Here is a 23,161-nt window from a genome sequence, read left to right as displayed (position 1 = left end):
AGTTCACTAATTCTATCCGTTATCCGCAGCTCCGGATTGATTTTGATCATTGCGAATCATCATGCCAGAAGCTTTATGCACACCCTGTTTCGCATAGAAACCCTGGAGCTCGGCATTTCACACAAAAGATCAACCATATAGAGACCGCCTAGGCGATGCAGCATACGCTCTATGAGTTCCCTCCCTATCCCTTTTATCCTGGTATTCCGGCAACACCTCTAGCAAGGGAATGTATGCACTAAGAACACCATCTGAGATAGCTTGAATAAATCCCACCACATTCCCTGTATCTTCATCAACAGCCAGTTCAACAGCATAAGACTGTTCCATCAGCTTCAGAAAAGTAGACCGAGATGGAGGGTTCGGCTAACCATCAAAAAAATTCCCGCCAAGTTGTTCTGTACCTATTCCCTCCAACGTATCACGAAATGTGATCCCCATATAACAAGTCAACTCCTATAAAAAAAGCAAACTTCATTATATCATAATATCTGGATATAAATATATAGAACTGGATGATACAATATGATTCGCATTCCCTTTTACTTGTACATGCTGTATCCAACTGGTTAGGATTATCATTGTATCATTGAAAAAGATATCCGATGGCTAGTTCACTTTCTATTTAAGTGCAGCATCGGAATACTCCATAAATGTCTCTTTCAATGTACGCTGTGTCGACTTCTCCCAAATTACGCTCCGCTCAAACGTACCTGCATGAAAAAATCGAGGAAATCGTTCCGCAAACCAATCCTGCATGGGCAACTCAAGCACCTGTCTCATTGGCACCCATAACAGTTCTCCTTCCGGCGGCTCGTTCAGTAGCTCCCCCTCAAAGGAAGTCGCCAGGTAGTTGAATACCATATAACGCAATCCTTGCTCCGGATCACAAAATTCATCCAGTCCTTTATATGTAATCTCGTTCACCACAAGTCCTGTTTCCTCCTGCACTTCCCGGATGGCTCCTTCCACAATACTTTCTGGAAAGTCTACTTTGCCTCCAGGCGCAATGTATCCCGGATATCCTTTCCGATCTGGTCGATTCATTAACAGGACCTGATCATTCTGTTTGTCCCATATCATACACATCGTTAAAATCTCAATTCTAGTGTTCATGTTTGTCCTCCCACTTGCTCACGCTACTTCGTTGTATACTAACATTTCTGGTATGAAGATGGTTTCTCCTGCCCTATTCGATATAAAACATACAGAAGGCGGACACCGGATAATTTCGGGAGCCCGCCTTATTATGATATTCTATGTTGCCTGTGTCCTAGAGTATGGCATTATACGATTCTTAGCTCATGCCTGTAATCATCACACGACGTTCCTTCCACTCCGCCCGGCGATAAGCTTGTAACATGCCAAATTTACGGATACTTGCCTTCGGTACGGATTTGTAAGGCATAACGACCGTAAATTCCTCAGCAAATGGGACAAAAGAAAGCCCCACTTTCTCATTGGAGAGCCATTCGGCCTGAATCGGTTGTCTTGCACAAGCATCAAATGTGCATCCAAGTCCTTCAGCAAAAAAATCATAACGTGCAGCCGGTGTGCCCGGTTCCTCCATACAGAGAAACAGACTAAGCTGATCACAAAAAAGCATAATCTCGACATCACTTTGCAGCCTGCGTTTCAATGCCTCACCACCACCCAGCTGCTGCTCCCAACTCGATTGTTGCTCCCGTTCTTTGTTCAGATAATCTCTGATGTCTTCATCATCTTGGGCATTTGCACCCAGGTTATTTTGAAATAGCTCCGTGTACATCATGCTACACAATAGCCCGGCATATACGTTTTGCTCACGAACTTCTTCAATACCTTTACGGTAAAATACGAATCGCGGACGCAATGGAAAATCACGGAATGAATACGGTGATTGACTATAGTCATTCCAAAATGGAGCAGAATCCAGCTCAATCCATCCCCGATCATGCTCTCTTGCGGCAAGAACCAGCTCTTCCCGATGCGCTGCATCGCTCAACAATTCGGTTTTCCAATGGGAAGCCATTTCTCCAGCCACCAATCCATGTTCATGCTGCGCAGTCAAAACAAAATCATGCTCTCTCTCATATACGATCATTTGCCGTCACCCTTCCGCATGGTATACGTTGACTTTAACATAAATTGGTTTAAACTTTCTTATAAGTTGCTTTTCCTTCAACTTTCACGGAATATACAAGGGTACCGACAATGTAAAGGTGTTGTCAGTTCCCTGAAATTTGGTACACTAAACATTGTGTCAAAGATAACATTACATACAGAAAGCGGGATCTCATGAATTTATACTCTCCTTACATCGAGTTTAACCGCAAGGAATGGGCTGCACTGAAAGAACATCAGACCACTCTTCCACTCACGGAAGCCGAATTGGAACAGCTAAAAGGATTGAATGAAGAGGTATCCATCCAGGAAGTCGAGGATATTTATCTACCTCTTACCCACTTTATTGACTTATATGCAAGAGCTTCACGCGAGCTGAATCGATGCACGGCTTCTTTTTTGAAAAAAGAGGCACAGCCCGCTCCCTTTATCATTGGTATTGGAGGCAGTGTTGCTGTCGGCAAAAGTACAGCCGCCCGCTTACTTCAAGCTATGCTTGCCAGAGGCAAAGGCCAACCCAAGGTGGATCTGGTCACAACCGATGGTTTTCTGTATCCCAATGCCGTATTGCAAGAAAAAGGCATCATGAACCGGAAGGGGTTTCCGGAAAGCTACGACATCAAGGCGCTCATTCAATTCATGGGCGATGTCAAATCAGGCAAACCGGAAGTGCAGGCTCCGGTCTATTCTCATCTTGCCTATGATGTGATACAAGGTGAGGAGAAGACCATATGTCAGCCGGATATTCTTATTATTGAAGGCATTAACGTATTACAGGTCAAAAAGGAAACCCCTTTGCTGGTCAGTGACTTTTTCGATTTTTCCGTCTATATCGATGCAGAAGAGGAGCATATCCGTCACTGGTACATTGAGCGTTTCAAGTTGCTCCGCAATACAGCATTTCAGAATACGGATTCCTTTTTTCACAGCCGTTTCGCGAATATTGACGCCGAGGAAACCGTGCGTACAGCAAGTCAGATCTGGAAAGATATCAACGCCAAAAATCTGCACGAGAACATCTTGCCAACCAAAGGACGAGCCAGACTCATTCTCAAAAAGGAAGCGGATCATTCGATTCAGCACATCCAATTACGCAAATTGTAAGTCTAACCATGAGCAGAGATCCTTACTACCCTGCCTACTATTCAACTTAAGGAGACAAAACCACATGCAGACCCTGGTTATCCTCGGAAGTATCATGATGTTCCTTGCTGTTGCACTCGGAGCTTTCGGTGCACATGCGCTCAAACGCAGAATGTCTGCGGATATGATCAAAATTTACGAGACCGGAGTTCAATACCACATTGCCCACGGGCTTGGCATCATCCTGCTCGGACTACTTGCTGATCGTCTGGAGCAGCCTTCTCTCGTCTTGCTGGCTGGATGGCTGCTGTTCGCTGGAATCATCCTGTTCTCGGGCAGCCTGTACGCTTTAAGCGTAACGGGAGTTCGCAAGCTCGGGGCCATCACACCTCTTGGTGGAGTCGCTTTCTTGGCCGGATGGGTCATTGTAATCATTGCTGCCTTGTAGAATCATGACTGTAAACTGAAAAGAGTGTTCTAGCCGATCATAGATATCGCTGGAGCACTCTCTTTTCTGTATGTTTAATCTGACCATATACGGCGAATGATGTGCGGAACATTATCCCCCTGTTGCTTTTCCAGGACATAGACATCCGGATTGGTGAGTTGCTTCCACTCTTCATAACCAAAGGAGGTATCATAGTTGCGAAGGAGCAGTGATAACAAATTTCCGTGAGTGATGACCGCTGCACTACGCTCCGGTCGGGCCCACAATTCTTCCACCACTTCCATCCCTCGTGTAACTGCGGTTCGCGAGGATTCTCCGCCTTCTTCCACCCAGTCTTCATCCGAGTATGTACGTTTCAGAGCATCCATCCAGTTATCCAGATGAAGGGTGCTAAGCACCCTCTCCTGAAGACGTTCATCGGTATGTATATGTTTCAGGGCGGCTCTCCCCAGGGGTGCTGCGGTCTGTAAGGCCCTTTTCCATGGACTGGATACGATGTATTCGATGTTGTGCCCCATCAGCATCTCAGCCATTTTCTCTGCCTGACGAAGTCCTTCAACTGTAAGCACGGCATCCGGTTCCTGTCCCGTTGCTTTGGCATGACGGATAAGATAAATAGACTGCATAACGCTCACCTCCCTTCGTTCTTCTTACTCGGAGTGCAGCTGAAGATATCTGAGCGCAGCGCTCATGTTCTCCAGATCTTCCGAGAGACCAGATGAACTACGAAATGTAACATGCGGTTCTCTATTTGCAATTGTCTGATGCGTCAACCCAAGAAGGTGCTTCAAGCGGTTAACTGTGCCCGTACTGCCATCAATAATCTGAATATGATCCGGTAGAACCGTACGAAGAATGGACGTATAGAACGGATAATGAGTGCAGCCAAGTACAACCGTACCATATAAATTCAGATCAAAATCAGCCAGCTTCAGACGGAAATACGCTGCGATCTTCACTGGATCAAAATCCAGCTGCTCACACCATTCCACGAGCTCAGGCAAGGGAATGGAATCAACACTATGATGGTCATCCACACGGGATACCAATTCATTATATTTCGTTTGACTCAAGGTCAGGGCCGTAGCAAATACAAGCACTCGTTTCCCGCTGCTGCGATTCATCTCCACAGCCGGTTTCACAGCGGGTTCCATGCCAATGACGGGAATATCATATTTGGCACGCAAATCCTTCACTGCCAGACTGGTCGCTGTATTACAGGCAATCACGATTGCCTGAACATTCTCCTGAACAATGGCCTCCACGCAATCGAAAATGTGCCCTCTGACTTCCACCGCAGACTTGGTCCCATAAGGAACATGTAGTGTATCTGCATAATACAGATATTGTTCTTCCGGGAAATATTGCAAAGCCTTATGCAAAACGGTTAAACCACCGATACCTGAATCAAAAAATGCGATTTTCTTATTCAAAGGTTTCACCTCTATAACGAATTCTTTCGGGTTCCAGGAACCTCTATCTGTTGCTCATGATGACTGGAGGTGAGTGATGTTATTCTACCTTCATTTTATACTGTCTGAGCCAGTCTTTTCCACTATTCCAATCCTTCACAGGATTTCGCTCTCCGAGCATCTCAGCACTTGCCTGAGCCATAATCCATTCCTTGAGGCCATTATCTGTACTGGACTCCAACTGCTGAATCAGGACGCCAAGCCCCTCTTCGCCCGTACTCAAGATCTGCTCCCATGCCTCCGGGCTGTCAGCAATATATTTATTGGGATTACTGCTGCTCATACTTTCAGGTTCGCTTACGATCTGCTGAATACTGCTTTCAATCTTCCACGTCACGTCCTGACTTTTCGCCTGATTGGAGCAGGCTGCCAACATAAATGCTGTACACAGCACCAACGTGCCGATAAATCTACATTTGCAAATCATTGAATCACTCCTATCCTATACCAGAATAAGCTCCCATTTCTCTTCGGTTAGCTCTTGCCCTGACAGAATCTGCTTCCGGATTTCAACCACTTCAAACCCAAATAAGCGATACAATCTACGCCCTCCCGCCAGAGACTCGTTGGTCCGTAAAGCTATGATCATAATTATACTCATCCCGATCGATACGGATATGGGCTTCAATGACATATTGCAGGTCCTTATCTACAAAATTCCTAATCATTTGCAGCAACACCCACTTTTGATTACAGGCTTCAACACAGCGTAATGACGATCCTCATTTAATATACATGAATTCATTCTTCTATGAAGTCGTCGTGATGCTGAAATCGACACCAAACTGGATTAGTCCCAGCTTCCGGGCAACCGTCTGCGAAGCTGTATTATCCCATGATGTACTATAGATCGGTATCCGCCCGCTCTCTTTTACATGATGCTGCCAGCACTTTACCGCCTCTGCTGCATACCCCTGTCCTCTGAAATCAGGTGCCGTATACAGACTCGCCTCAGCCCCCTGCGTGGATACACGGGCTGAACAACATACAGCGATAGCCGAATCCTGCATGACATAAGCGGCAACGGGCATTTTCTCATGCAGACGCTCTATTAATTCAGGAAAATGCTCCGACAGCAGAAAAGCACGATGACGATCAATAAGCTGAACCTTTGCGTGCCATTTGCCACAGTTTTCGGGAAATGTATACGCCGGGCCCATCCATACACTCTTTATTGGCTTAAACGTCTCCACCCTCCGAATCAGCTTGGGGATATCTAGCGAAAGCCCAGATTCACAGCCTAGCTCCTCTATCAGAGTGGATGGCAACTGCTCATGATAATAGGAACATGAACCAGCAGAGGTTATTCCAATAAACAAGGCTGGAGCCTGCCCGCCATCCGGTTCGTTAATGCGTAAGAGACGCTTTTGATCGTCCATCGTATACAAGGTATCTGCCTGTATTTTCATCATATCCATGGGTGAAATGTTAGACATACTGTTCATAATGACCGAATCACCCTTTGCATCAGAAATTCAGAAATATCCACCTTCTCAAGCCATGCGGTGTATTTGAAAATTAGCATGCACCTCCTCATTAATTTCCATTATACGGTATATTTCTTCCAGATACGAATGAAGTTTGCGCAATTGCGAATGTGGGCTATGGAGCCTGTAACATCGCTTTTTTCCATGCCTCATTTAATTCTGCAACCGATCTATAGCGCTGATTACGCTCCGGGTTAACTGCACGAATAACTACCTTATACAATGCTGCTCCGGCATCCCATCTGGCATACGAACGATCCAGCTCTCCCCCAAGCAGCGAGAATGCCATTGCTCCCATGTTGAACACATTCGTAACTCCGTCAATCGGCGCACCCAGCTCCAATTCCTCAGGAGACATAAAGCGGGATGAACCCCACATCCGTCCCATCGTATTCGTGAAAGAGCCCTTGCGATACAGATCAATGTCACATATTTTCATCGTTTGTTTGTTAAAATCATAGATCAGACTACCGTCGTAAAAATCAACGGCTACATACCCTCTCTGCTGCACTTCAGTATGAAAATCCAAAATCTGCTCCATCGCTTGTATGCGCGCCTTTACCGGAAGCTGTCTGAAACGATAATAGGGCGAACGAGGGTCCTCATATTTCGCTGGCGGTGGAAAATCCCAGTGGGAATGCAGACAATCCCCTTCCACCCAATCGAATACACAGGCGTAGCCATGTTCTGTTGCAAAATGATCCTTTAATTGGATCAATGTATCATGTGCCAAATCCTTATATATCGAGACGGATGATTTGAGATTACGAATGGCTTCGGCTGGCTCTCCTGTATGACTCGCATGGATCGTACGTGCTCCCGCATATTTCACGAATTGCCGATTTCCATCCTGACCCAGAACACCAAAGGACAAATTGCCGGAATCCTGCTGATCAAACACATGAAATACGGTACCCAGGCGCACGATCCACCCGAATGAATGAGGTTCTTTTAATCCAAAAGAAATGCCATCAAGCTCAAGCTGAACCGTGTCGGTCATATGACTCCACCTCTTTCGGCATGCCCATCGTTCAAATTCAAACGCTCGGCATAAAAATATGTCATATGCGCCTCATCGTAGCCCTGCCCCTGTACAACCAGCGCATTTCGCTCAATGCCATAGGTCTCAAATCCGTATTGCTCATACAATCGTCTTGCTGACTCGTTCGTTGTAACCACACTGAGATTGATTTGCTCTATGCCTTCCAGCTCCCTGCCCCGATCCAACACTTCGCGCAGCAATCGGGAAGCAAGCCCACATCCACGATATGATGGAGAGACATAGACGCCCCAGATGTATCCTTTATGCCTCAGCTTAAGGCCAAGTTCTCTTTTGAAACCCATCATTCCTGCGAGTTGTCCGTCTTCTGTATAGGCCCCCAGAATGTAATCATCCGGTTCAGTATGTATGCGTTCCTCAACCTCATTCAGAGGAAGCTGAACCGATATTTCAAACGAAGCGCCGAACGCTTCCGGATGATTTTTCAGCGCCTCCAGTCGCAAAGGCCAGTATTGATCGGTCTCTTCTCTGCGAATATTGCGAATGATGAACAAATTCTGCTTGCGAGCTTCACTCATTGTTCAACCACTCCCTGCATTTCATAAGGATAATCGATCTGAAGCTTGACGTTCGCTGCTGCATCCTGGCCTGCAAGTAAACCTACAACATATATTCCCAGATCAATGGATGTAGCTACCCCTCCGGCTGTAATCACATTTCCGTCCTTCACGATCCGGCTCTGAATCACTTCGGCAACATAAGGCTCAAGCAGGTCATAGGCGTAGGGATGTGTAGTTGCTTTTTTACCTGATAAAAATCCCGCCGCCCCTAGCAGCAGTGAGCCTGTGCACACCGACACTTTCGTCGGAACATTCTCAGCCTGCCGAAGCCAACCTATGAATGCCTCATCAAACCGAAGCTTGCGGGTTCCCATACCACCAGGCACAAAAACGAGATCATATTCCGCCAAATTGGGCTTCACCTGGTCCACCTTCAATGTTAAGCCTGATTCGTCCGTAACCTGATCGGTCATGGCACACGTTTCCCACATCGTTCCTTTGGTTTGATCAAAGAAATTCAACCGATTGATCACATCATAAAATCCTGCAAAATCAAGAAACGTCAGTCCATCAAACAAAACAAAAGCGATTTTCATGTGAAAGTCCTCCTGTATTATTATTTTGATGCATCCCGCTCCATGGCTTCTTTTACCCAATTACGATCAGGCAACTTACTATTGATGTGGAAGAGCAGTCCAACAATGGACAGTAATAAAATAAATGACGATGATTTCGAACATAGCTCTGGACCTCCAGCGTTATTTGTTGAATGCTTCGTTGATTTTGTGTCTGGTCCTATTTCAGCCCACGCGCGATAATCCACTCCAGCCATTTCCATGGAAGCAGCAATTTACCGATGATAAGCAAACGTGAGCCTTTACCCAGCGCATAGCGAAGCCTTGGGGCACGCATCCGTGCAATACGGGCGATCAGATCGGCCACCTCCTGCGGATCAGGCGCAGTTTCTCCAGCTTGCTGGGAATAACGAAGAACCGCGTCCAGCTTATCCTTATAAGGAGATTGATCATTCCTATGAATTTCACCCAGTCCTTTATTCCAGATCGGTGTGCGGTAAGCACCCGGCTCTACCAATACAACCCGAACGCCGAACGAGGACATCTCATGACGCAAGCTCTCCGTGAAACCTTCCACAGCGAATTTGGATGCAGCATACGGCGCATAACCCGGAAAACCGGACAAGCCACTGACGCTGGACAAGTTGATGATCAGACCCTGCTTTTGCTCACGCATCATTGGCAGGACGGCACGCGTAACCGCGATCAGCCCGAAGACATTTGTCTCCATTTGCCGGCGCCAATCATCCATGGATACTTCCTCAATAAATCCGCCAAGCGCAAAGCCCGCATTGTTCACCAGCATATCGATTCGACCATTGTTCTGGAGCACCGTCTTAACAGCCTCCTGCACCGAATCAACATCGGTCACATCCAGGCGAATATACTGTAACCGATCCGAAATCCCCGCCTGTTCTGCCAGTCTTGCCAATGCTGCTTTCCGACTGAGATCACGCATCGTGGCCATGACATGATATCCCTGCTTCGCAAGTGTGATCGCTGTAAGCATGCCAAAACCGCTTGAGGTACCTGTAATTAGCGCCACAGGAGCGTTTGGAACAACTTCTTTCCATTGTCCCACTGGTATTTCTGTATCGCTCCGTTTATGTTCTGCCTGCATCTTCTGTTCTGTCACCTGCTTCACCTCTTCCCTCGGCGGTTCCATCAGCGTTTACTCTGATCCTTGTTCCTCTTTACTTAAGTTGGTTTTTCTCTGCTCCCGCGTGCTTTCTTTCCACTCTGCGCAGCTTGGTTACCCCCGGTTCAAACGTATAGGGAACGAATTCGATCTCTGGCACTCTGCATTCCAACCGCTCTCCCAGCTTCATCAGTTCACGCTTCACATCCACTTCCACCTGTTCCATCCCTTCTCCTCCTCCGAGCCGGAGCGAGATCTCCAGAGTCCCGTCACGCTGCTGTACGACGCGATAATGTTCGATCGTCGGAGAGGCTGCAATTACCGCACGCGTAATAAAATCCGGAAATACAGGCACAGATTCACCCGTTTGTCGATGTGAAAAATAAAGCGTATCATCACAGCGGCCTTCGATCCGCTCAATGGCAGTAAACAGCGAACCACAGGCACAAGGAACCGCCGCCTCGGTCAAAATGTCGTTCAGCCGATACCGGATCATCGGCTGTGAGGTTCTGGAGAAATCCGTGATAATGGGCACGAACCTCCGGGTCGCGGGATCAATGAACTCTTTTTCAATATGAACGATGTCTTCATTCAAATGCAGCGTGCCGAAGCGACAGGTCGCGCCAAGGAACCCTTCTGTACATTGGTAGACCTGGTGAACCGTTTGCCCGAACACCTGCTCCAGCACCCTGCGATCCAGCTGGTCCAGCACTTCGGCAACCGAGATGATTTTGTCCGGCACAGCGGTCAATATGCCTGACGTATAAGCATCAGCCAACATACGAAGCATGGACGGAGGCGCTACCCATACAGTGGGACGGTATGTTTCCATACGCTCGACCAAGGTATCGACACGTTCCAGCAGATCAAAGTATTGAAATTGCAGCTTGCCCCGCTGCACCGATTCATACAGATTACTATTAGCCCGCAGGAAAAAGGCAATCTTGGCTGGCTTCCACAGTCCGCCAGGCAGGAGCTTGGCCAGCACCGTTCCAGTCCACGCATCCTGTTCCCGATCACTGACCAGAAACAGTCCCCGATTTCCTGATGTGCCTGAGGACAACCCTACCGTCACGCCCTGAACGGATGGCTTGAAATTGCGTGTTTCCTCGCTTTCCCCGGCGAGAGCCATCGCTTCGTCCTTGGAAATGCCCACTGTGTTGAGCTGATCGAAATGCTGCATCATAATGGCCTTGTCAATCAGCGGAAATCTTCTCCAGTTCGATGCATCAATATCCCCCCACCATTTTCGGTAAAAAGGGGATTGGGCGCGGACCCGCTCCACATGCCGAATGATCTGGCGTTCCTGCCAGCGTTCGAGTTGCTCTCGTGTTTTCCATTTTCTCGATCCCCGTGCGAGTGCATAATGATAGACAATACGCAGTGTATTGCTCATATGTCCTCACCATCTATACCCCACGCATCCAGCGCCTCTCGGCAATGACTGGGTACAATCCGAATCTTCGGGAACTGTTGATGCAACCGAACGAGCCTGTCAAAATTACATCGATACGCCTCTCGATCCGACATAATGATTCCCGCGAGCGCATGAGGTCTGCGTTTTTCCTGAAAAGCCCGGCTCGACCACACTGCATCCGCGCACAGAAAATAGTCATGCGCCTCTGTACTGAGCACAATTCCCATCATGCCTTCCGCATGACCAGATACGTCCACGCCCAGCAAACTGCCATCACCGAAAATGTCGTATACCTCATGAAAAGGAAAATCCTCACCCGCTTTCATCCATCGCTCTGGCTGCTTCGTTATAGGCAACGATCGAGCATCAAAATCCTCCGGCAGCAGCCCCGACAGAAATCCCGCCCTAACAGCTGCAATCGGGCCAAGGGAACGCACGGCGTCGTAGGCTCTTGGCAGATAGACGAGCTGCGCCTGCGGGAAATCCCGTACACCTGCGATATGATCACCATGAAAATGCGAGAGGATGATGTACCGGATATCGGAAGCTTTCAGCCCTAAACGGGCCAGAAAATGCACAGCACTGTCTTCTTCACGATATACCACAGGAGTAATATGACGGTACAGCGCGTTTGGCAGATGATCGGTTTCCCTGAAAAAACGGGAGCTGTATCCCGTGTCCAGCAGAATCGGACCATGTACAGGATGAATGATGCAGGCAAAGCCTGCCGGAAAAGCCACTGGACGCAAACGTCCACCACGCAGCGTCAGAAACTCCGGATGTGTGCAGTAACCTGCTGCGCCCAAATGAAGTTTGACTGAGGTTGTTGTCAGCATGATTCAGCCCTCCACCAGTCAGCAAATTGTTGTAACCCCTCATCAATGGTCACCTGAGGCACATACCCCAGCTTCTCACGGGCATCCGTAATATCCAGTGTCTGCGGGATTGATAAGGAACCAACCGTATATCGTGTCAATTGAGGTTCACCTAGCGCAGGAATCAATCGATGTATACGTTCCAGCAATGCGGCTGCTACGTATGCTGCTTTGTAGGGAATCGTGCGACGTCGTAAAGGCAGGTCCAGCATCCCAAACAACGTACTTACCAAATCCCCGAACGCCCTTGGATCTCCATTGGAAATATTGTAGGCACGTCCCAGCGCTTCCGGCTTGGCATCCCGGCATAACAACAGCGCATCCACCACGTTATCGACACAAGTCAGATCAATTAAAGCCTGTCCGCCTCCGATCATCGGTACACCGGATTTGTCATTTGCTGCAACGATTCGGGGAAAAAGGGTCTGGTCATACGGACCAAAAATAGCTCTCGGACGAATCATGATTGATGGAAGTCCATGAGCATGAGCCTGCAAGACCACTTGCTCAGCGAGTCGTTTCGTTGCTGCGTAATGATTGGCTGGTTTCGACGGCAAAGGATCATTCTCATGTATGTCATATCGGGGACTGTAGTTAAAATACAGACTTGGCGTCGATACATGAATGAATCGCTGTACGCCACCTCTCATGCAGCGATCCACCAAATTCTGTGTGCCCTCCACATTGCTGCTGTAAAAATCCCGATACTTCCCCCATGGTGACGATAACGCCGCACAGTGAAATACGACATCCTGATCCGCACACGCCTCATTTACCGCCGCCTGATCCCGTATATCTCCGTTGTAAAATCGAATGCCTGCCGCTTCAAGCTGCGCACCATATTGGGGCTGGCGTCCCATACCCGTAACTTCCCAGCCTTGTTCTGTAAGCCGTATAGCGAGATGCCTGCCCAGACATCCGGTTGCTCCTGTCACCAATGCTCTATTCATCGTTGTTCACCGTTCCATTCTATGTCGTGAGTCAAAGCTTCAGTCAGCGAAAACTTGTGTGAACGTGTCAAACGCCAGGCGGACAGTACGACTGCAAACTGCTCAAACAGGGGCTTCACATCATTTCGCCGATACACCACGTCCCTCGTTCCTCGCCAGGCTGTCATCCATGCCTTTAGGCTGCCCTTGCCCCAGATCTGCTGCAATCCACTTCCCAGCATTGGAAGCATGAGCATCGCCTTACTGCCCAGCTTGGGGATGACCACTTCGGCTTCTTTTACCAGCTCATCTGGTGCAAGTAAAGCACGTACCAAGCCATCGCCAGGGTGAAACAAATGGATTCCACTGGTTGCCCTCGGATTACACTCAATGGCATACACTTGTCCGTCCTCAGCTTCGATAAAATCAAAACCAATCTGCCCGCTAAACCCAGTTGCCTGCACAAATTGCCTTACCCACTCATACGCACCCTCATGCTCCACCTGTTCAAAAAAAACACTGGCCCCCACGCTACCCGTTCGGTAGCGACTGTCGTAGGTAGCATGTGCAACGATTTTACCTTCGTAGGCCACGCTGTATGTACATAACATTTGCCCGGCAACGTAGGCCTGTGCAACCCAAGGAGAAGCCGCAGATATTTCCAAATTGTCAGGAGGACCGTTCTGTATACTGTGCTGCTTTATTTTACCGGCGTATGCCTTCTTCGGTTCGGCTTCTGCCCCATGAAAGTCTGCTGTGGAGGATATCGGCATACGCACTCTGGCGGCAAAACGGGAGTACACCGGCTTCCATACCCATTTCCCCTTCATTACCAGAACAGCTTGTGCCTCCATCCATTCCTGCCGACTGTTGATCAGATGGGTAGCCGGAACCGAAAGACCCAGCGACTCTGCAAGCTGGATAAAGTCATATTTATGATGCAATTCATGCAGCTGCTCCAAAGATGAAACAAGCACACCGCAATGATCGCGCAGCCGCTCTGCTCCTTGAGCAATATAGAAAACTTCCTCACACATCGGGATCAACAGATCGATCTGCCAGGCTTGAACCAGACTCACCATCTCTAACAAGTAATTCTCTGTTTCATGACGTGGAGATGGGACCGTAAAGCAATTCTCCACCGCACTGGACCATCTGCACAGATGACGCACCGCACTTTCAGCTACGTAGACCCGGTGCCCAGCCCGTTGAAGCATGCGTGCCAGATCAAGTGTTACCGGGGCCCTGCCGCCCGTGAGCAGTACATTGAAGGAGCCTGATCTTTGATGTCCAGCCTTCGTGAATCTAGTAGTCAAAAATGAGTCCTCCCAGTGACAATCCAGCGGCAGTACCAATCATCAGCACCCGATCTCCCCTCTGAATACGCTGCTGCTTAATCGCCTCATGCAGCCCCATCGGGATGGAAGCGGCAATTGTATTGCCGTGATTTCGTGTAATGTCCATAAAACGGTCCTCCGCGATCCCCAGTTTTTTGCGGATCAGTCGCATCGCCATTGCACTTCCCTGATGGGGAATCACCAATTGGAAATCCTCCATTTGATTCCCCGTTGCCTTCAACATATCATCGATAAATCCGGGCAGAAGTCTTGAAGCCATGCGGAAGATGGCCTGTCCATCCATATGAAAAAGGTAGGGGTCCGGCTGATCTGCCCTATAATTCGAGGCATGCAGACGAGTACCTCCACCTGCAATTTCCGAGAATCGTGCCCCTCGGCTGTACGTTTTCAGCGAAGCATGCACAATTTGTGAAGACGTCCCTTCAGTGGAACGCTCAATAATAACCGCAGCTGCTCCGTCACCAAACAGGGCAGCACTTTCCTTATCCGACCAATTCAATCCGGCTGAGGCAATCTCAGTGGCTACGAGTAGTACTCGATGGTAACGCCCGGCATCCACCATATAGGAGATGACGTCCAGGCCGTTCAGGAAACTTAAGCAGGTCGCATCCATGTCAAAAGCCGGTATACCCGAATCCTGCTCTCCCATCGCTTGCTGAATAAATACCGCTGTACTGGGCAAAGGTTGTTCCTTCGTGCCGCTCGTGCACACCAGACAGTCTATATCTGCAAACGTTAATCCTGCATCCGCAAGTGCGGCTTCCGCAGCCCTCGCCCCCATATAGGAGGATGTTTCTTTACCCAAAGCATAATGACGCTTGCCTACACCTGTTGCTTTGCTGACCCAGCCCGCAGGCACACGCAAGCGGCGATCCAGTTCCTCGTCGGTTACTTGCTGTTCAGGCAAATACTTGCCTGTCCCAGCAATTCTCACTCTTCTAAGCTGCATATACCCTACCTCTTTCTCTTCTTCTGACTGATTGGAATTGTTCAACTCATGAATATTTACGCATACGGCAGAAGGGGCTGTCCCATAAGTCATGATCATGACGAGGACATCCCTTTTTAACTTTATTTTGATATAGGACGTGTCTCAAAACTCGCTGAAGTGCATCTTTTACCGCCTTTTCGCCCCATCCTGCGTCACTTTCCCTTGACGTGCCCCGGCACGCCTGCGGAAAACTTCCTGGCTTGGAACGAAAATTCAGCAAAATCTGCTTCCTTCGGAGTTTTCAGACACGCCCTAATGAATCTAGCACACGCTATTCGCTCCGATTTGCGCAGGTCTGCGGTGTAACGAATCACAGAGATGTTATCTCGTCGATTTGGTCGATTTTTAGATTCTGACGACGTTTTGTAACGGTATAACGATCCTGAGATTCGTTACATTTGGCACGCCATGGTTAACCGCCTCATAAGACGGTAGATTCGTTAGCGCTTGGAGGAGAGAGAAATATCCCTTTCGGGAAATTCCCTCCCCCCTGCACTTTTTTTACTATCAATTATCTCGATCGCTGTTGAAGAAGCAAGCTTGGTTCTTGTACATTTCCACTGGTCCCCTCTGTGGACAAGCACACTATTTCCCTTGCTTGATAATTTCGGCCAGCGCAGAATCAAGCGTATCGTATACAAACGTAAACCCTTCCTGCTCCAGCCTCTCGGGAATTACCCAACGGCTCTTGAGGATCAACTCCGTTTCGGTTCGAATGAATCGCGCTCCCAGTTCAAGCATCCAGCGAGGTGAAGGAAGTCCAATGCGCACGCCCATCTGCTCTCGTAAACTCGCCATCAGTTGGCGGTTCGTGACCGGATGCGGGGAAGAAGCATTAAATACCCCTTCCAATTCTTTATGCTGCTGCAAATAGATCACCATGCGGAACAAATCCTCTATATGAATCCAGCTAAACTGTTGCGTTCCAGCACCCTGTGATCCCCCCAGGCCAAAACGAACCAGATTCGTCATAGGTTCCATAACGCCCCCCTTGCCCAGCACAATCGCAATCCGTAAAGCAATCTGACGTGTTGACGGCAGACTGAATTCAAAAAATGTCTGTTCCCATGCCTTGGCAACATCCACCGAAAAGCCGGAGCCAATCTCGCCCTCTTTTTCCGTCATGGGGCGGTCCTCGGCATGTCTGTAAATGGTTGCTGTACTCGAATTAATCCAACATTCAGGAGGATGGTTACAGGCCAGAACGGATTCGCCAAGAATGCGGGTGGTCCGGGTTCTGGATTCTAGAATGATTTTGCGATTCTCTTCCGTGTAACGGCAGTTTACGGATTTCCCGGCCAGGTTAATCAGTAATTCTGCATCTTCAAGTGCCTGTATAATCCCTGCTTTGTCCTCCCATGCGATATGACCGGACTGACGTGAGATGATAAGCACCTCATATCCTAGCTTCTTGAATCTTTGAGCAAAGTCCTGACCCACAAATCCTGTTCCGCCTGCCAACACAACCTTTTTCACGGTATCCCCTCATTTCCCTATCTTGGGTAAAGAAAAAAATCCACAAGCCGCTCTTATATATGAATGAACACCGTTTTCGCCCGTTTGTTTGATTTTAATTCACGCCTAATGCTGCGTATAAGCGATTCCGCTCTTCGGTGGCCCATGCGTTCGTTAGGTTTTGCTCCAGTCGGTATCGAAGCTCATCATGGAAATCATGAATCATGAACCCTTCCGGCAAATTCCCGAGCATGGCAGTAAAATTATACTCTGGCAGCTTTCTTTGTCCTTTACCAATCTGCTTCAACCACTCCATCCACGCGGCAAGCGTCAGCACCTCTTCCTGCCATAGTTCTGCCTGTAGTCCGAGCGCATCCTGAAGCTGCTCATAAGCCAATGGATCGGAGAATGGGCGGCATGCTTGCACAGCCAACTCATACAATTCGATTACTGCGCGTCGTCCCTCATGCTCAAGCTTGATCTCCAATCCTTCCAAGAAGTCCTGAACCTGAATGGTCAGTCCGTCATCATATAATAAAGGAGCATGTGCCAACAAACGTACAATCTCTTCCATGTCGTGCGCTGAAACTTTCTTTTGCTCGTAGAGAGCAGGTAACATATATGCTGTAATGATCATTCACTCCTACATCGTTCTTCTATTAATGACATATATTATATCATGATTTGGCGTTGATATATTTGAATACTTGATCGTTTCTTTCAGATCCTCATGGTCTGAATATATATTCATGACTTTACTATTCCTCTTTGAGAAGTGACGGCTCTCATTTCGGATACAGCATTAGTTGTAAATGATCTGCTCTCCAATGTACAAGATTCTTTCTGGCTGATGTGTTACTCACCAAAAAAAAACAGCCCCATGTAGACCGATTTTGGCGTACTGAGGCTGTCGAAATCAAGTAAAATGATCTATCTATTTTTAGCAAGTATAATACTATATCGGTAGAAAGTTTCATTCACTGAAAATTCGGTCGGATAGATCACTCAACACTTGTTCTGTTCGTTCAAGTAGCTTGTCGATGTTAATTGGCTCTATAGGCGATGAGTCCAGACCGTTTTCTATCGAGGATATATGTTGCATTGTACCAATGAATAAAACAAGGTCCAATCCGGGTTTCTTCTCTGTATGCACAAGTGTTAGGATTGCGTTCATTGTCATTTCCTTAGGTAAGGTGGTTGTCTGATTCTCATAGATGTACAATGCCTTAATCATGGCAGTCAAAGCCCAGTCACAGAGGGATCAGGCAAGCTTTACATTGATTGTGTTTACGCATCATTAGAGCAAGTCTCATATGATAGCCAGCATGTTTGTGGTAGTTGAACACCTCTCTTTTCCAATTGGAATTTTCATCCGTTAAGTGCAATACAGGTTTATCGATCTGCCGATTCATACAGGAGTCATTTTGATTCAAATCCATCAGCTCCTTACATCCGTTTTTCTTTATAAAAGACAACCCAAAACTATCTTCCCTCAAATATCCAGGACATATATATCATAAGTTTATGTCAGATCTTTTTGAATTACTGTATAGTAGTTTTTCTATCCTTTTACTTATTAACGAGTAGTTTATTCAGTTCTATACAAGTTGAACGAATCAATTTTACAAAGGACATTTTTCACTCAGAACCATCTTCCGATCACCGTTAACCTCATATTTTTTCTTTCCCCTGCATACTTTTCAAAACGTACGATAACAAATAACTAAAAGGCAACGTTCACTCGATTAGGAGTTAATCGTTGCCTTTTTTTCCTCTATATCTTTCTTGAGGTTTGCTATCCTTCTTTGAATTCGCGGAATAATCCGTTAGAAAAACGCCTTGATCACTGCAAAATACTCACGGATCATATTAATCGGCTTCAGATACCCCGGCGAGGGAGCCGATATGCCATATTCAGCGGCGTAGCCGTTTTTGGCAGCAATATACTTGGACCGGAACATATGATAGTCACTGGTGACAATCATAATTTCGGGATGCTCCAGCCCGGATGCGTCGATGATTTTTTTGGAAAAAGCCATATTCTCCTGGGTACTCGTCGATTGATCCTCCATGATGACCTGTGCGGGGCTAATCCCCTGATCCACAAGGTAATTCTTCATGGCAAGTGCTTCGGGGATGGATTCCCCCGGCCCCTGCCCGCCAGATACAATCACGGGCGTCTCAGGATGACTGCGGATGTACTCCAGACTGGCATCCAGCCTTTGCTTCAAGGTCAATGACAATTTCGTTCCCTTGATGCCCGACCCCAGAATGATGACATAATCCGCTTCTTCGGGATCATTCGCCCCAAGCTGAGTAAACACAAGCGCTTCAATAATGACAAATGAAACAGCAGCAACCCCAAACCCGGTAAGCAGAATGCGTTTCAGCAGGATGTGCTTTTGATAATCAATCCGTCTTAATACAATAAAGGTTACCGTAATCAGGGCAAAAAACTTCACCGCAAAGTTCCAGCCCCAGAACACCAGAAAGAACACAAAACAAGTGATCAAAATCAGATCAAGGATCAGTCCTCGTTCTCGTATGAACTTTTTCATAAATCCAATAACACTCCTTCTTGAGCCTGCACTTCCGTCACATGCCCTTGATTCAGGATCTTATAATCGTAAGCTTGGGCCACTGCTGTTGCCAACCCTTCTTATCTACACGCTGATTATAATAGTCTGCATCCATGAAAAACGGACTTTTGCGTACGATTAACGTATACAGATCCTCCAGCCCATGCGGGGCGCAGATACGCACCTGATCCTGTTCATCCAACTGTACACCTATGGCAGTCACGATTTCCGGCCAGTGCCGAAGAGCGTCTTCTGTGGATTGATACGGCTCTGCTCCATTGTGCAGATGCATCCTGGCCTGATTTTTCACGGACCACTTTGAATTGCCTGTTGCCTCGCGAAGCCCTTGTTCCAGCAGTGTATCCCGTTCTTCACGTATGTCTCCGGCATCATAATAGACCACATCAATATCACTGTGCAGCTCACGACGAGCATATCCATGAAGCAAATCCCATATATAATTGCGAATATAGCCTGCACCTATGTAACCCTGCGGCAGACCGAGACTGCGAACCCGCCGTAAATCCTGCATCATTGCTTCATTCTCCTGGATCGCATGCATGAAATTCTCCTCATACAACATCTAAATCCACTCCTTACTGCTCATGCTTGTAATCGCATCTATCGACAGTCGCTTCCTTCCAATATACCATGTTTATGTACCTGTAATAAAACGAACAAATCCCCTCAAGCCGCAATCTTCAAGCGCATCTGATTCGATGCTCAGTAAGATCACTTGTCCTGAGAGGATAAGCATTGATGTGCACCCTACCTCGGGTGGATAACAAACCATTTTTATCAAGCTATTAAGTCAATGGCCTGTTTTTATTTAATAGGTATCCAGATTTGAGGCGGTTGATTCATGCCCCGATATACTTCCAGTTCAGGCAACCAGGCATGCTCATAAGGATTAGAGGGAAACCATTCGGACACAATCTGTTTCCACAGGCTCTGCATGCTCTCTGGCATTGGGCCTTGCACTTCAAATACAACCCATTTGGAGGCTGGAATCGTGAACACAGATAATCCTTCCGGTACTTTACCTTCATATGCCGTAGCAATCCAGTATTCCATCTGTTTCTCCTGAATTTCGTCCTGATCCACACAGACACCAAGCAAGCCCGGAATAACGCCATTATTCAACTCAAACAAACGATCCTCTACCCCGTTCTTGTATGCCTCTTCCCACATGTTCCCGATCCCCTGCAAATGCTCTCCATCGACATACGAGAACACTTGTCTGATCCCTGAAATCGTAAAACCGTCATGTTCAACAATGTGATAATTCATCGGCTCTGCCCCTTCTAGACTCACTTGAATAACGAGACGATTATACGCTTTGACAGAAGCCCTGTTCTTCCGTATTTCACTTGGTGCAATGCCGTGTTGTCTGCGAAAAGCTTTGGAAAAAGATTCAGGCGTGTCATAGCCGTATTGGTGCGCCAAATCAATGATTTTGTGATCACTTTGCAAAAGCTTATGTGCCGCCAAGGTTAACCGTCTCCGACGGATATACTCTGCCACGGTAACATCCGTCATCAGGGCGAACGTACGTTGGAAATGAAACGGAGACATATGGGCTTGCGCGGCAATCTGCTCGATCGTCATAGGCTCAAGTAGATGGTCTTCCATATAATGAATAGCCTTCTGTAAAGATTCAATCCAGTTCATGTGATGCATCACTCCTTAAGTACAATCATACAGGAAGAACCGTCCACGAGCCTGTCATATTATGCTTTCATTTGTCCGTATAGAGATATTAAAGCTTGTCCGTTTTACCCCACATGCCAATCAGCAATATGCCGCCAAAAATAACAATGAATCAGAGTATGCGTTTTTTGCCCTGCTGCTCTTTTAACACACAGCATTTGACAATTTGAGCCATTTTCTATAATTCAAAAGTATAATGATCGTTCTATCTTATTATGAGGGGAGTTAAGACATAATGAGCAGCAAAAAGGAAATGCTATTGAACGTGGCTGAAGAATTGTTCTACCTCCACGGATTTCACTCCATCGGCTTGAAGCGGATTATTACCGATGCCGAGATCGCCATCATGACGTTATATAACCACTTCGATTCCAAAGACAATCTCATTGTCGAAGTGCTTCGGCGGCGCGAACAACGTTATCTGGAGCAGCTTCGTCAATATGCTGACAATAAGGCCCAACCCATATTCCTCAATCTGGCTGAAGGGCATGCACGCTGGTTGATGGAACATGAAGCCAGAGGATGTTTGTTTTTACGTGCGAAGGAAGAGTTTGGCGGTGATGCAGATCATGTGATTGTACAAACCGTTATTGCTCACAAGCAACATGTGATGACTCTGATCAAAAAATTAAATCCCTCGGCAAGTGACCGTAATCTGCTGCAATTTATCCTGCTGCTGGAGGGTTCCACTGCGCTCGCCGAGACAGAAAATGTAAATCACGTCTGCCGGGAACTGATCCATATGACGCAGCATAGTTTCAAATAATGCCACACAGGGTGAGTTAGTAGTTCAACTCACTTTTTTATTTCAAAGAAAATATAATGATCGTTCTATCTAGAAAGGCAGTGGATTTAATGAAAAAAATTATCTTTCCAGGCATTGCACTTATCGCTGTATGTTATGCATTCGGGAGATTCAGCTATGGGCTGTTTATGCCGGAAATTTCGGAAGCCCTTCAACTGGACGATGCTCAGTCCGGAGCAATCAATTCTATAACCTACATTGCATACTGCCTGTCCTTGCTTAGTGCTCCACTGTTGATTAATCGCATTGGGCACTATCATGTCATTCAAATAGCGGGTATTAGTGCTGTGCTCGGCCTACTGGGTATTGCCCTGTCTCCAAACGCATTTGTTCTTACGTTAAGTGTATTTTTCGCCGGATTAAGTACAGGCTTGGCCTCTCCAGCCCTGGGTAACACCGTCTATGCTGAGCTTGCACCTGAGCAACAAGCCAGAGGGAACAGCTGGATTAACACAGGAACCAGCTTTGGCATTATCGTATCCGGGCCAATCTACTTGCTGTTCACCGAATACTGGCGTTTGACCTATATCTTCTTCGCAGTAGTCGGTGTTGTTGTGGTGTTGTGGAATAGACGGGTTCTCTCCACACGCAAAACAGAGCCTTGTACCAAGTCCCTCTGGGCATGCATGAAGCCGACCAGACCTGGGATGGCGTTGCTCATAGCTTCCCTTCTGACAGGCATCAGTTCTGCGATCTACTGGACCTTTGCCCGAAACTTCCTCACGGACGAAAAAGGGGCCAGCGATTCGGAAGCCGTCTTGTTCTGGATTGTGATGGGGGTAATGGGGATTCTCGGCGGGTGTGCTGGCCGGATTATTGAACGCATTGGAATTGGATGGTCCTATCGAATCGGCATTCTGCTCTTGTCTGTTTCACTTGGCGTTATCCTTCTTCCATCGATGGCCGCCAGTCTGGTCTCAGGCATTTTGTTTGGCAGCACCTACATTTTTCTGACCAGTGTATTCATCGTTTGGGCAACTTGGCTATTCCGTCCCAATACGTCCATCGGGATCAGCCTTGCTTTTCTCGCGCTTGGTGCAGGGCAGTTCGTGGGTTCATCCATGGCGGGTTTCACGATTGAAATGTTCTCCAACACGACGGCATTTCTAGCCTTCGCTGTACTCGGTCTGTTCGGATTGTTCATTCGGGTGAAATAGCTTGTAACATTCAAATGTC

The 23,161-nt window shown here is 47.5% G+C and carries 25 protein-coding genes; 4 read left to right on the top strand and 21 right to left on the bottom strand.

The annotated features are described in order from the left end of the window. Window positions 1-621: 621 nt before the first annotated feature. Window positions 622-1,116, bottom strand: coding sequence for an 8-oxo-dGTP diphosphatase (locus ACR32F_RS08555; RefSeq protein ID WP_440117967.1), 495 nt, complete (start codon window positions 1,114-1,116; stop codon window positions 622-624). A gap of 181 nt (window positions 1,117-1,297) precedes the next feature. After that, window positions 1,298-2,083, bottom strand: a complete 786-nt coding sequence (locus ACR32F_RS08550; protein ID WP_440117965.1) for a DUF3891 family protein — start codon at window positions 2,081-2,083, stop codon at window positions 1,298-1,300. 194 nt (window positions 2,084-2,277) lie between these two features. On the opposite strand from ACR32F_RS08550, the gene coaA reads away from it, so the two are divergent. Together coaA and ACR32F_RS08540 are read left to right on the top strand one after the other, a co-directional pair. Beyond that, window positions 2,278-3,207: a type I pantothenate kinase gene (coaA, locus tag ACR32F_RS08545; RefSeq protein WP_440117963.1), complete on the top strand. Its 930-nt coding sequence runs from the start codon at window positions 2,278-2,280 to the stop codon at window positions 3,205-3,207. A gap of 64 nt (window positions 3,208-3,271) precedes the next feature. Continuing rightward, window positions 3,272-3,634, top strand: coding sequence for a DUF423 domain-containing protein (locus tag ACR32F_RS08540; protein ID WP_440117961.1), 363 nt, complete (start codon window positions 3,272-3,274; stop codon window positions 3,632-3,634). Window positions 3,635-3,708: 74 nt separating this feature from the next. Here the strand turns inward: ACR32F_RS08540 and ACR32F_RS08535 are convergent, their stop codons facing one another. From ACR32F_RS08535 to ACR32F_RS08445, 19 genes are all read right to left on the bottom strand, one after another. Continuing rightward, window positions 3,709-4,260, bottom strand: coding sequence for a histidine phosphatase family protein (locus tag ACR32F_RS08535; protein ID WP_440117959.1), 552 nt, complete (start codon window positions 4,258-4,260; stop codon window positions 3,709-3,711). A gap of 24 nt (window positions 4,261-4,284) precedes the next feature. Further along, window positions 4,285-5,067, bottom strand: coding sequence for a glutamate racemase (gene murI, locus ACR32F_RS08530; RefSeq protein ID WP_440117957.1), 783 nt, complete (start codon window positions 5,065-5,067; stop codon window positions 4,285-4,287). 79 nt (window positions 5,068-5,146) lie between these two features. Continuing rightward, a complete protein-coding gene (locus ACR32F_RS08525; RefSeq protein WP_440117955.1) occupies window positions 5,147-5,533 on the bottom strand; it encodes a hypothetical protein in 387 nt (128 codons plus the stop codon). 15 nt (window positions 5,534-5,548) lie between these two features. After that, window positions 5,549-5,695: a hypothetical protein gene (locus ACR32F_RS08520; protein WP_440117953.1), complete on the bottom strand. Its 147-nt coding sequence runs from the start codon at window positions 5,693-5,695 to the stop codon at window positions 5,549-5,551. Window positions 5,696-5,855: 160 nt separating this feature from the next. Further along, window positions 5,856-6,551: a GNAT family N-acetyltransferase gene (locus ACR32F_RS08515; RefSeq protein ID WP_440117951.1), complete on the bottom strand. Its 696-nt coding sequence runs from the start codon at window positions 6,549-6,551 to the stop codon at window positions 5,856-5,858. A gap of 157 nt (window positions 6,552-6,708) precedes the next feature. Continuing rightward, window positions 6,709-7,593, bottom strand: coding sequence for a protein kinase domain-containing protein (locus ACR32F_RS08510; RefSeq protein WP_440117949.1), 885 nt, complete (start codon window positions 7,591-7,593; stop codon window positions 6,709-6,711). Then, entirely contained in the window at window positions 7,590-8,171 is a 582-nt protein-coding gene (locus ACR32F_RS08505) for an N-acetyltransferase family protein (protein ID WP_440117947.1), read from the bottom strand. The genes ACR32F_RS08510 and ACR32F_RS08505 overlap by 4 nt, the downstream gene beginning before the upstream one ends. After that, window positions 8,168-8,749 (bottom strand): DJ-1/PfpI family protein, encoded by a 582-nt coding sequence (locus ACR32F_RS08500; protein WP_440117945.1) that lies wholly within the window; start codon window positions 8,747-8,749, stop codon window positions 8,168-8,170. Before ACR32F_RS08500 ends, ACR32F_RS08505 begins: the two co-directional genes overlap by 4 nt. A 199-nt stretch (window positions 8,750-8,948) precedes the next feature. Further along, a complete protein-coding gene (locus tag ACR32F_RS08495; RefSeq protein ID WP_440117943.1) occupies window positions 8,949-9,893 on the bottom strand; it encodes an SDR family oxidoreductase in 945 nt (314 codons plus the stop codon). Between the two features lie 28 nt (window positions 9,894-9,921). After that, complete coding sequence (locus ACR32F_RS08490) at window positions 9,922-11,262, bottom strand: F390 synthetase-related protein (RefSeq protein ID WP_440117941.1); 1,341 nt, start codon at window positions 11,260-11,262, stop codon at window positions 9,922-9,924. Further along, window positions 11,259-12,119, bottom strand: a complete 861-nt coding sequence (locus ACR32F_RS08485; protein WP_440117939.1) for an MBL fold metallo-hydrolase — start codon at window positions 12,117-12,119, stop codon at window positions 11,259-11,261. Before ACR32F_RS08485 ends, ACR32F_RS08490 begins: the two co-directional genes overlap by 4 nt. Continuing rightward, on the bottom strand, window positions 12,113-13,108 hold the full coding sequence (locus ACR32F_RS08480; RefSeq protein ID WP_440117937.1) for an NAD-dependent epimerase/dehydratase family protein: 996 nt from the start codon (window positions 13,106-13,108) through the stop codon (window positions 12,113-12,115). The genes ACR32F_RS08485 and ACR32F_RS08480 overlap by 7 nt, the downstream gene beginning before the upstream one ends. Further along, on the bottom strand, window positions 13,105-14,403 hold the full coding sequence (locus ACR32F_RS08475; RefSeq protein WP_440117935.1) for an ATP-grasp domain-containing protein: 1,299 nt from the start codon (window positions 14,401-14,403) through the stop codon (window positions 13,105-13,107). The genes ACR32F_RS08480 and ACR32F_RS08475 overlap by 4 nt, the downstream gene beginning before the upstream one ends. Further along, window positions 14,393-15,394: a beta-ketoacyl-ACP synthase III gene (locus tag ACR32F_RS08470; protein ID WP_440119744.1), complete on the bottom strand. Its 1,002-nt coding sequence runs from the start codon at window positions 15,392-15,394 to the stop codon at window positions 14,393-14,395. The genes ACR32F_RS08475 and ACR32F_RS08470 overlap by 11 nt, the downstream gene beginning before the upstream one ends. Before the next feature lie 627 nt (window positions 15,395-16,021). Continuing rightward, window positions 16,022-16,912, bottom strand: a complete 891-nt coding sequence (locus tag ACR32F_RS08465) for a TIGR01777 family oxidoreductase (protein ID WP_440117933.1) — start codon at window positions 16,910-16,912, stop codon at window positions 16,022-16,024. 94 nt (window positions 16,913-17,006) lie between these two features. Further along, window positions 17,007-17,528: a hypothetical protein gene (locus ACR32F_RS08460; RefSeq protein WP_440117931.1), complete on the bottom strand. Its 522-nt coding sequence runs from the start codon at window positions 17,526-17,528 to the stop codon at window positions 17,007-17,009. A gap of 1,189 nt (window positions 17,529-18,717) precedes the next feature. Further along, entirely contained in the window at window positions 18,718-19,449 is a 732-nt protein-coding gene (locus ACR32F_RS08455) for a YdcF family protein (protein ID WP_440117929.1), read from the bottom strand. Window positions 19,450-19,501: 52 nt separating this feature from the next. Next, window positions 19,502-20,053: a nucleotidyltransferase family protein gene (locus ACR32F_RS08450; protein WP_440117927.1), complete on the bottom strand. Its 552-nt coding sequence runs from the start codon at window positions 20,051-20,053 to the stop codon at window positions 19,502-19,504. A gap of 242 nt (window positions 20,054-20,295) precedes the next feature. Continuing rightward, complete coding sequence (locus ACR32F_RS08445; protein WP_440117925.1) at window positions 20,296-21,141, bottom strand: effector binding domain-containing protein; 846 nt, start codon at window positions 21,139-21,141, stop codon at window positions 20,296-20,298. Between the two features lie 274 nt (window positions 21,142-21,415). Here ACR32F_RS08445 and ACR32F_RS08440 point away from each other — a divergent pair, with 274 nt between their 5' ends. Continuing rightward, entirely contained in the window at window positions 21,416-21,946 is a 531-nt protein-coding gene (locus tag ACR32F_RS08440) for a TetR/AcrR family transcriptional regulator (protein ID WP_440117923.1), read from the top strand. An 89-nt stretch (window positions 21,947-22,035) separates the two neighbouring features. Beyond that, the gene (locus ACR32F_RS08435) at window positions 22,036-23,142 is read left to right on the top strand and encodes an MFS transporter (RefSeq protein WP_440117921.1); all 1,107 of its coding nucleotides are present in this window, start codon (window positions 22,036-22,038) and stop codon (window positions 23,140-23,142) included. Window positions 23,143-23,161: the final 19 nt, after the last annotated feature.

Source organism: Paenibacillus hebaui (assembly GCF_051934385.1).
Lineage (GTDB): Bacteria > Bacillota > Bacilli > Paenibacillales > Paenibacillaceae > Paenibacillus.
Note: the sequence above shows the minus strand (reverse complement) of the source record. Positions and strands in the feature narration are given on the sequence as shown.

Coding starts and splice junctions, on each gene's coding strand:
- ACR32F_RS08555 (WP_440117967.1), bottom strand. CDS start 1,116: ATGAACACTAGAATTGAGATTTTAACGATGTGTATGATATGGGACAAA.
- ACR32F_RS08550 (WP_440117965.1), bottom strand. CDS start 2,083: ATGATCGTATATGAGAGAGAGCATGATTTTGTTTTGACTGCGCAGCAT.
- coaA (WP_440117963.1), top strand. CDS start 2,278: ATGAATTTATACTCTCCTTACATCGAGTTTAACCGCAAGGAATGGGCT.
- ACR32F_RS08540 (WP_440117961.1), top strand. CDS start 3,272: ATGCAGACCCTGGTTATCCTCGGAAGTATCATGATGTTCCTTGCTGTT.
- ACR32F_RS08535 (WP_440117959.1), bottom strand. CDS start 4,260: ATGCAGTCTATTTATCTTATCCGTCATGCCAAAGCAACGGGACAGGAA.
- ACR32F_RS08525 (WP_440117955.1), bottom strand. CDS start 5,533: ATGATTTGCAAATGTAGATTTATCGGCACGTTGGTGCTGTGTACAGCA.
- ACR32F_RS08520 (WP_440117953.1), bottom strand. CDS start 5,695: ATGATCATAGCTTTACGGACCAACGAGTCTCTGGCGGGAGGGCGTAGA.
- ACR32F_RS08515 (WP_440117951.1), bottom strand. CDS start 6,551: ATGAACAGTATGTCTAACATTTCACCCATGGATATGATGAAAATACAG.
- ACR32F_RS08510 (WP_440117949.1), bottom strand. CDS start 7,593: ATGACCGACACGGTTCAGCTTGAGCTTGATGGCATTTCTTTTGGATTA.
- ACR32F_RS08505 (WP_440117947.1), bottom strand. CDS start 8,171: ATGAGTGAAGCTCGCAAGCAGAATTTGTTCATCATTCGCAATATTCGC.
- ACR32F_RS08500 (WP_440117945.1), bottom strand. CDS start 8,749: ATGAAAATCGCTTTTGTTTTGTTTGATGGACTGACGTTTCTTGATTTT.
- ACR32F_RS08495 (WP_440117943.1), bottom strand. CDS start 9,893: ATGGAACCGCCGAGGGAAGAGGTGAAGCAGGTGACAGAACAGAAGATG.
- ACR32F_RS08490 (WP_440117941.1), bottom strand. CDS start 11,262: ATGAGCAATACACTGCGTATTGTCTATCATTATGCACTCGCACGGGGA.
- ACR32F_RS08485 (WP_440117939.1), bottom strand. CDS start 12,119: ATGCTGACAACAACCTCAGTCAAACTTCATTTGGGCGCAGCAGGTTAC.
- ACR32F_RS08480 (WP_440117937.1), bottom strand. CDS start 13,108: ATGAATAGAGCATTGGTGACAGGAGCAACCGGATGTCTGGGCAGGCAT.
- ACR32F_RS08470 (WP_440119744.1), bottom strand. CDS start 15,394: ATGCAGCTTAGAAGAGTGAGAATTGCTGGGACAGGCAAGTATTTGCCT.
- ACR32F_RS08460 (WP_440117931.1), bottom strand. CDS start 17,528: ATGATCATTACAGCATATATGTTACCTGCTCTCTACGAGCAAAAGAAA.
- ACR32F_RS08455 (WP_440117929.1), bottom strand. CDS start 19,449: ATGAAAAAGTTCATACGAGAACGAGGACTGATCCTTGATCTGATTTTG.
- ACR32F_RS08450 (WP_440117927.1), bottom strand. CDS start 20,053: ATGTTGTATGAGGAGAATTTCATGCATGCGATCCAGGAGAATGAAGCA.
- ACR32F_RS08445 (WP_440117925.1), bottom strand. CDS start 21,141: ATGAACTGGATTGAATCTTTACAGAAGGCTATTCATTATATGGAAGAC.
- ACR32F_RS08440 (WP_440117923.1), top strand. CDS start 21,416: ATGAGCAGCAAAAAGGAAATGCTATTGAACGTGGCTGAAGAATTGTTC.
- ACR32F_RS08435 (WP_440117921.1), top strand. CDS start 22,036: ATGAAAAAAATTATCTTTCCAGGCATTGCACTTATCGCTGTATGTTAT.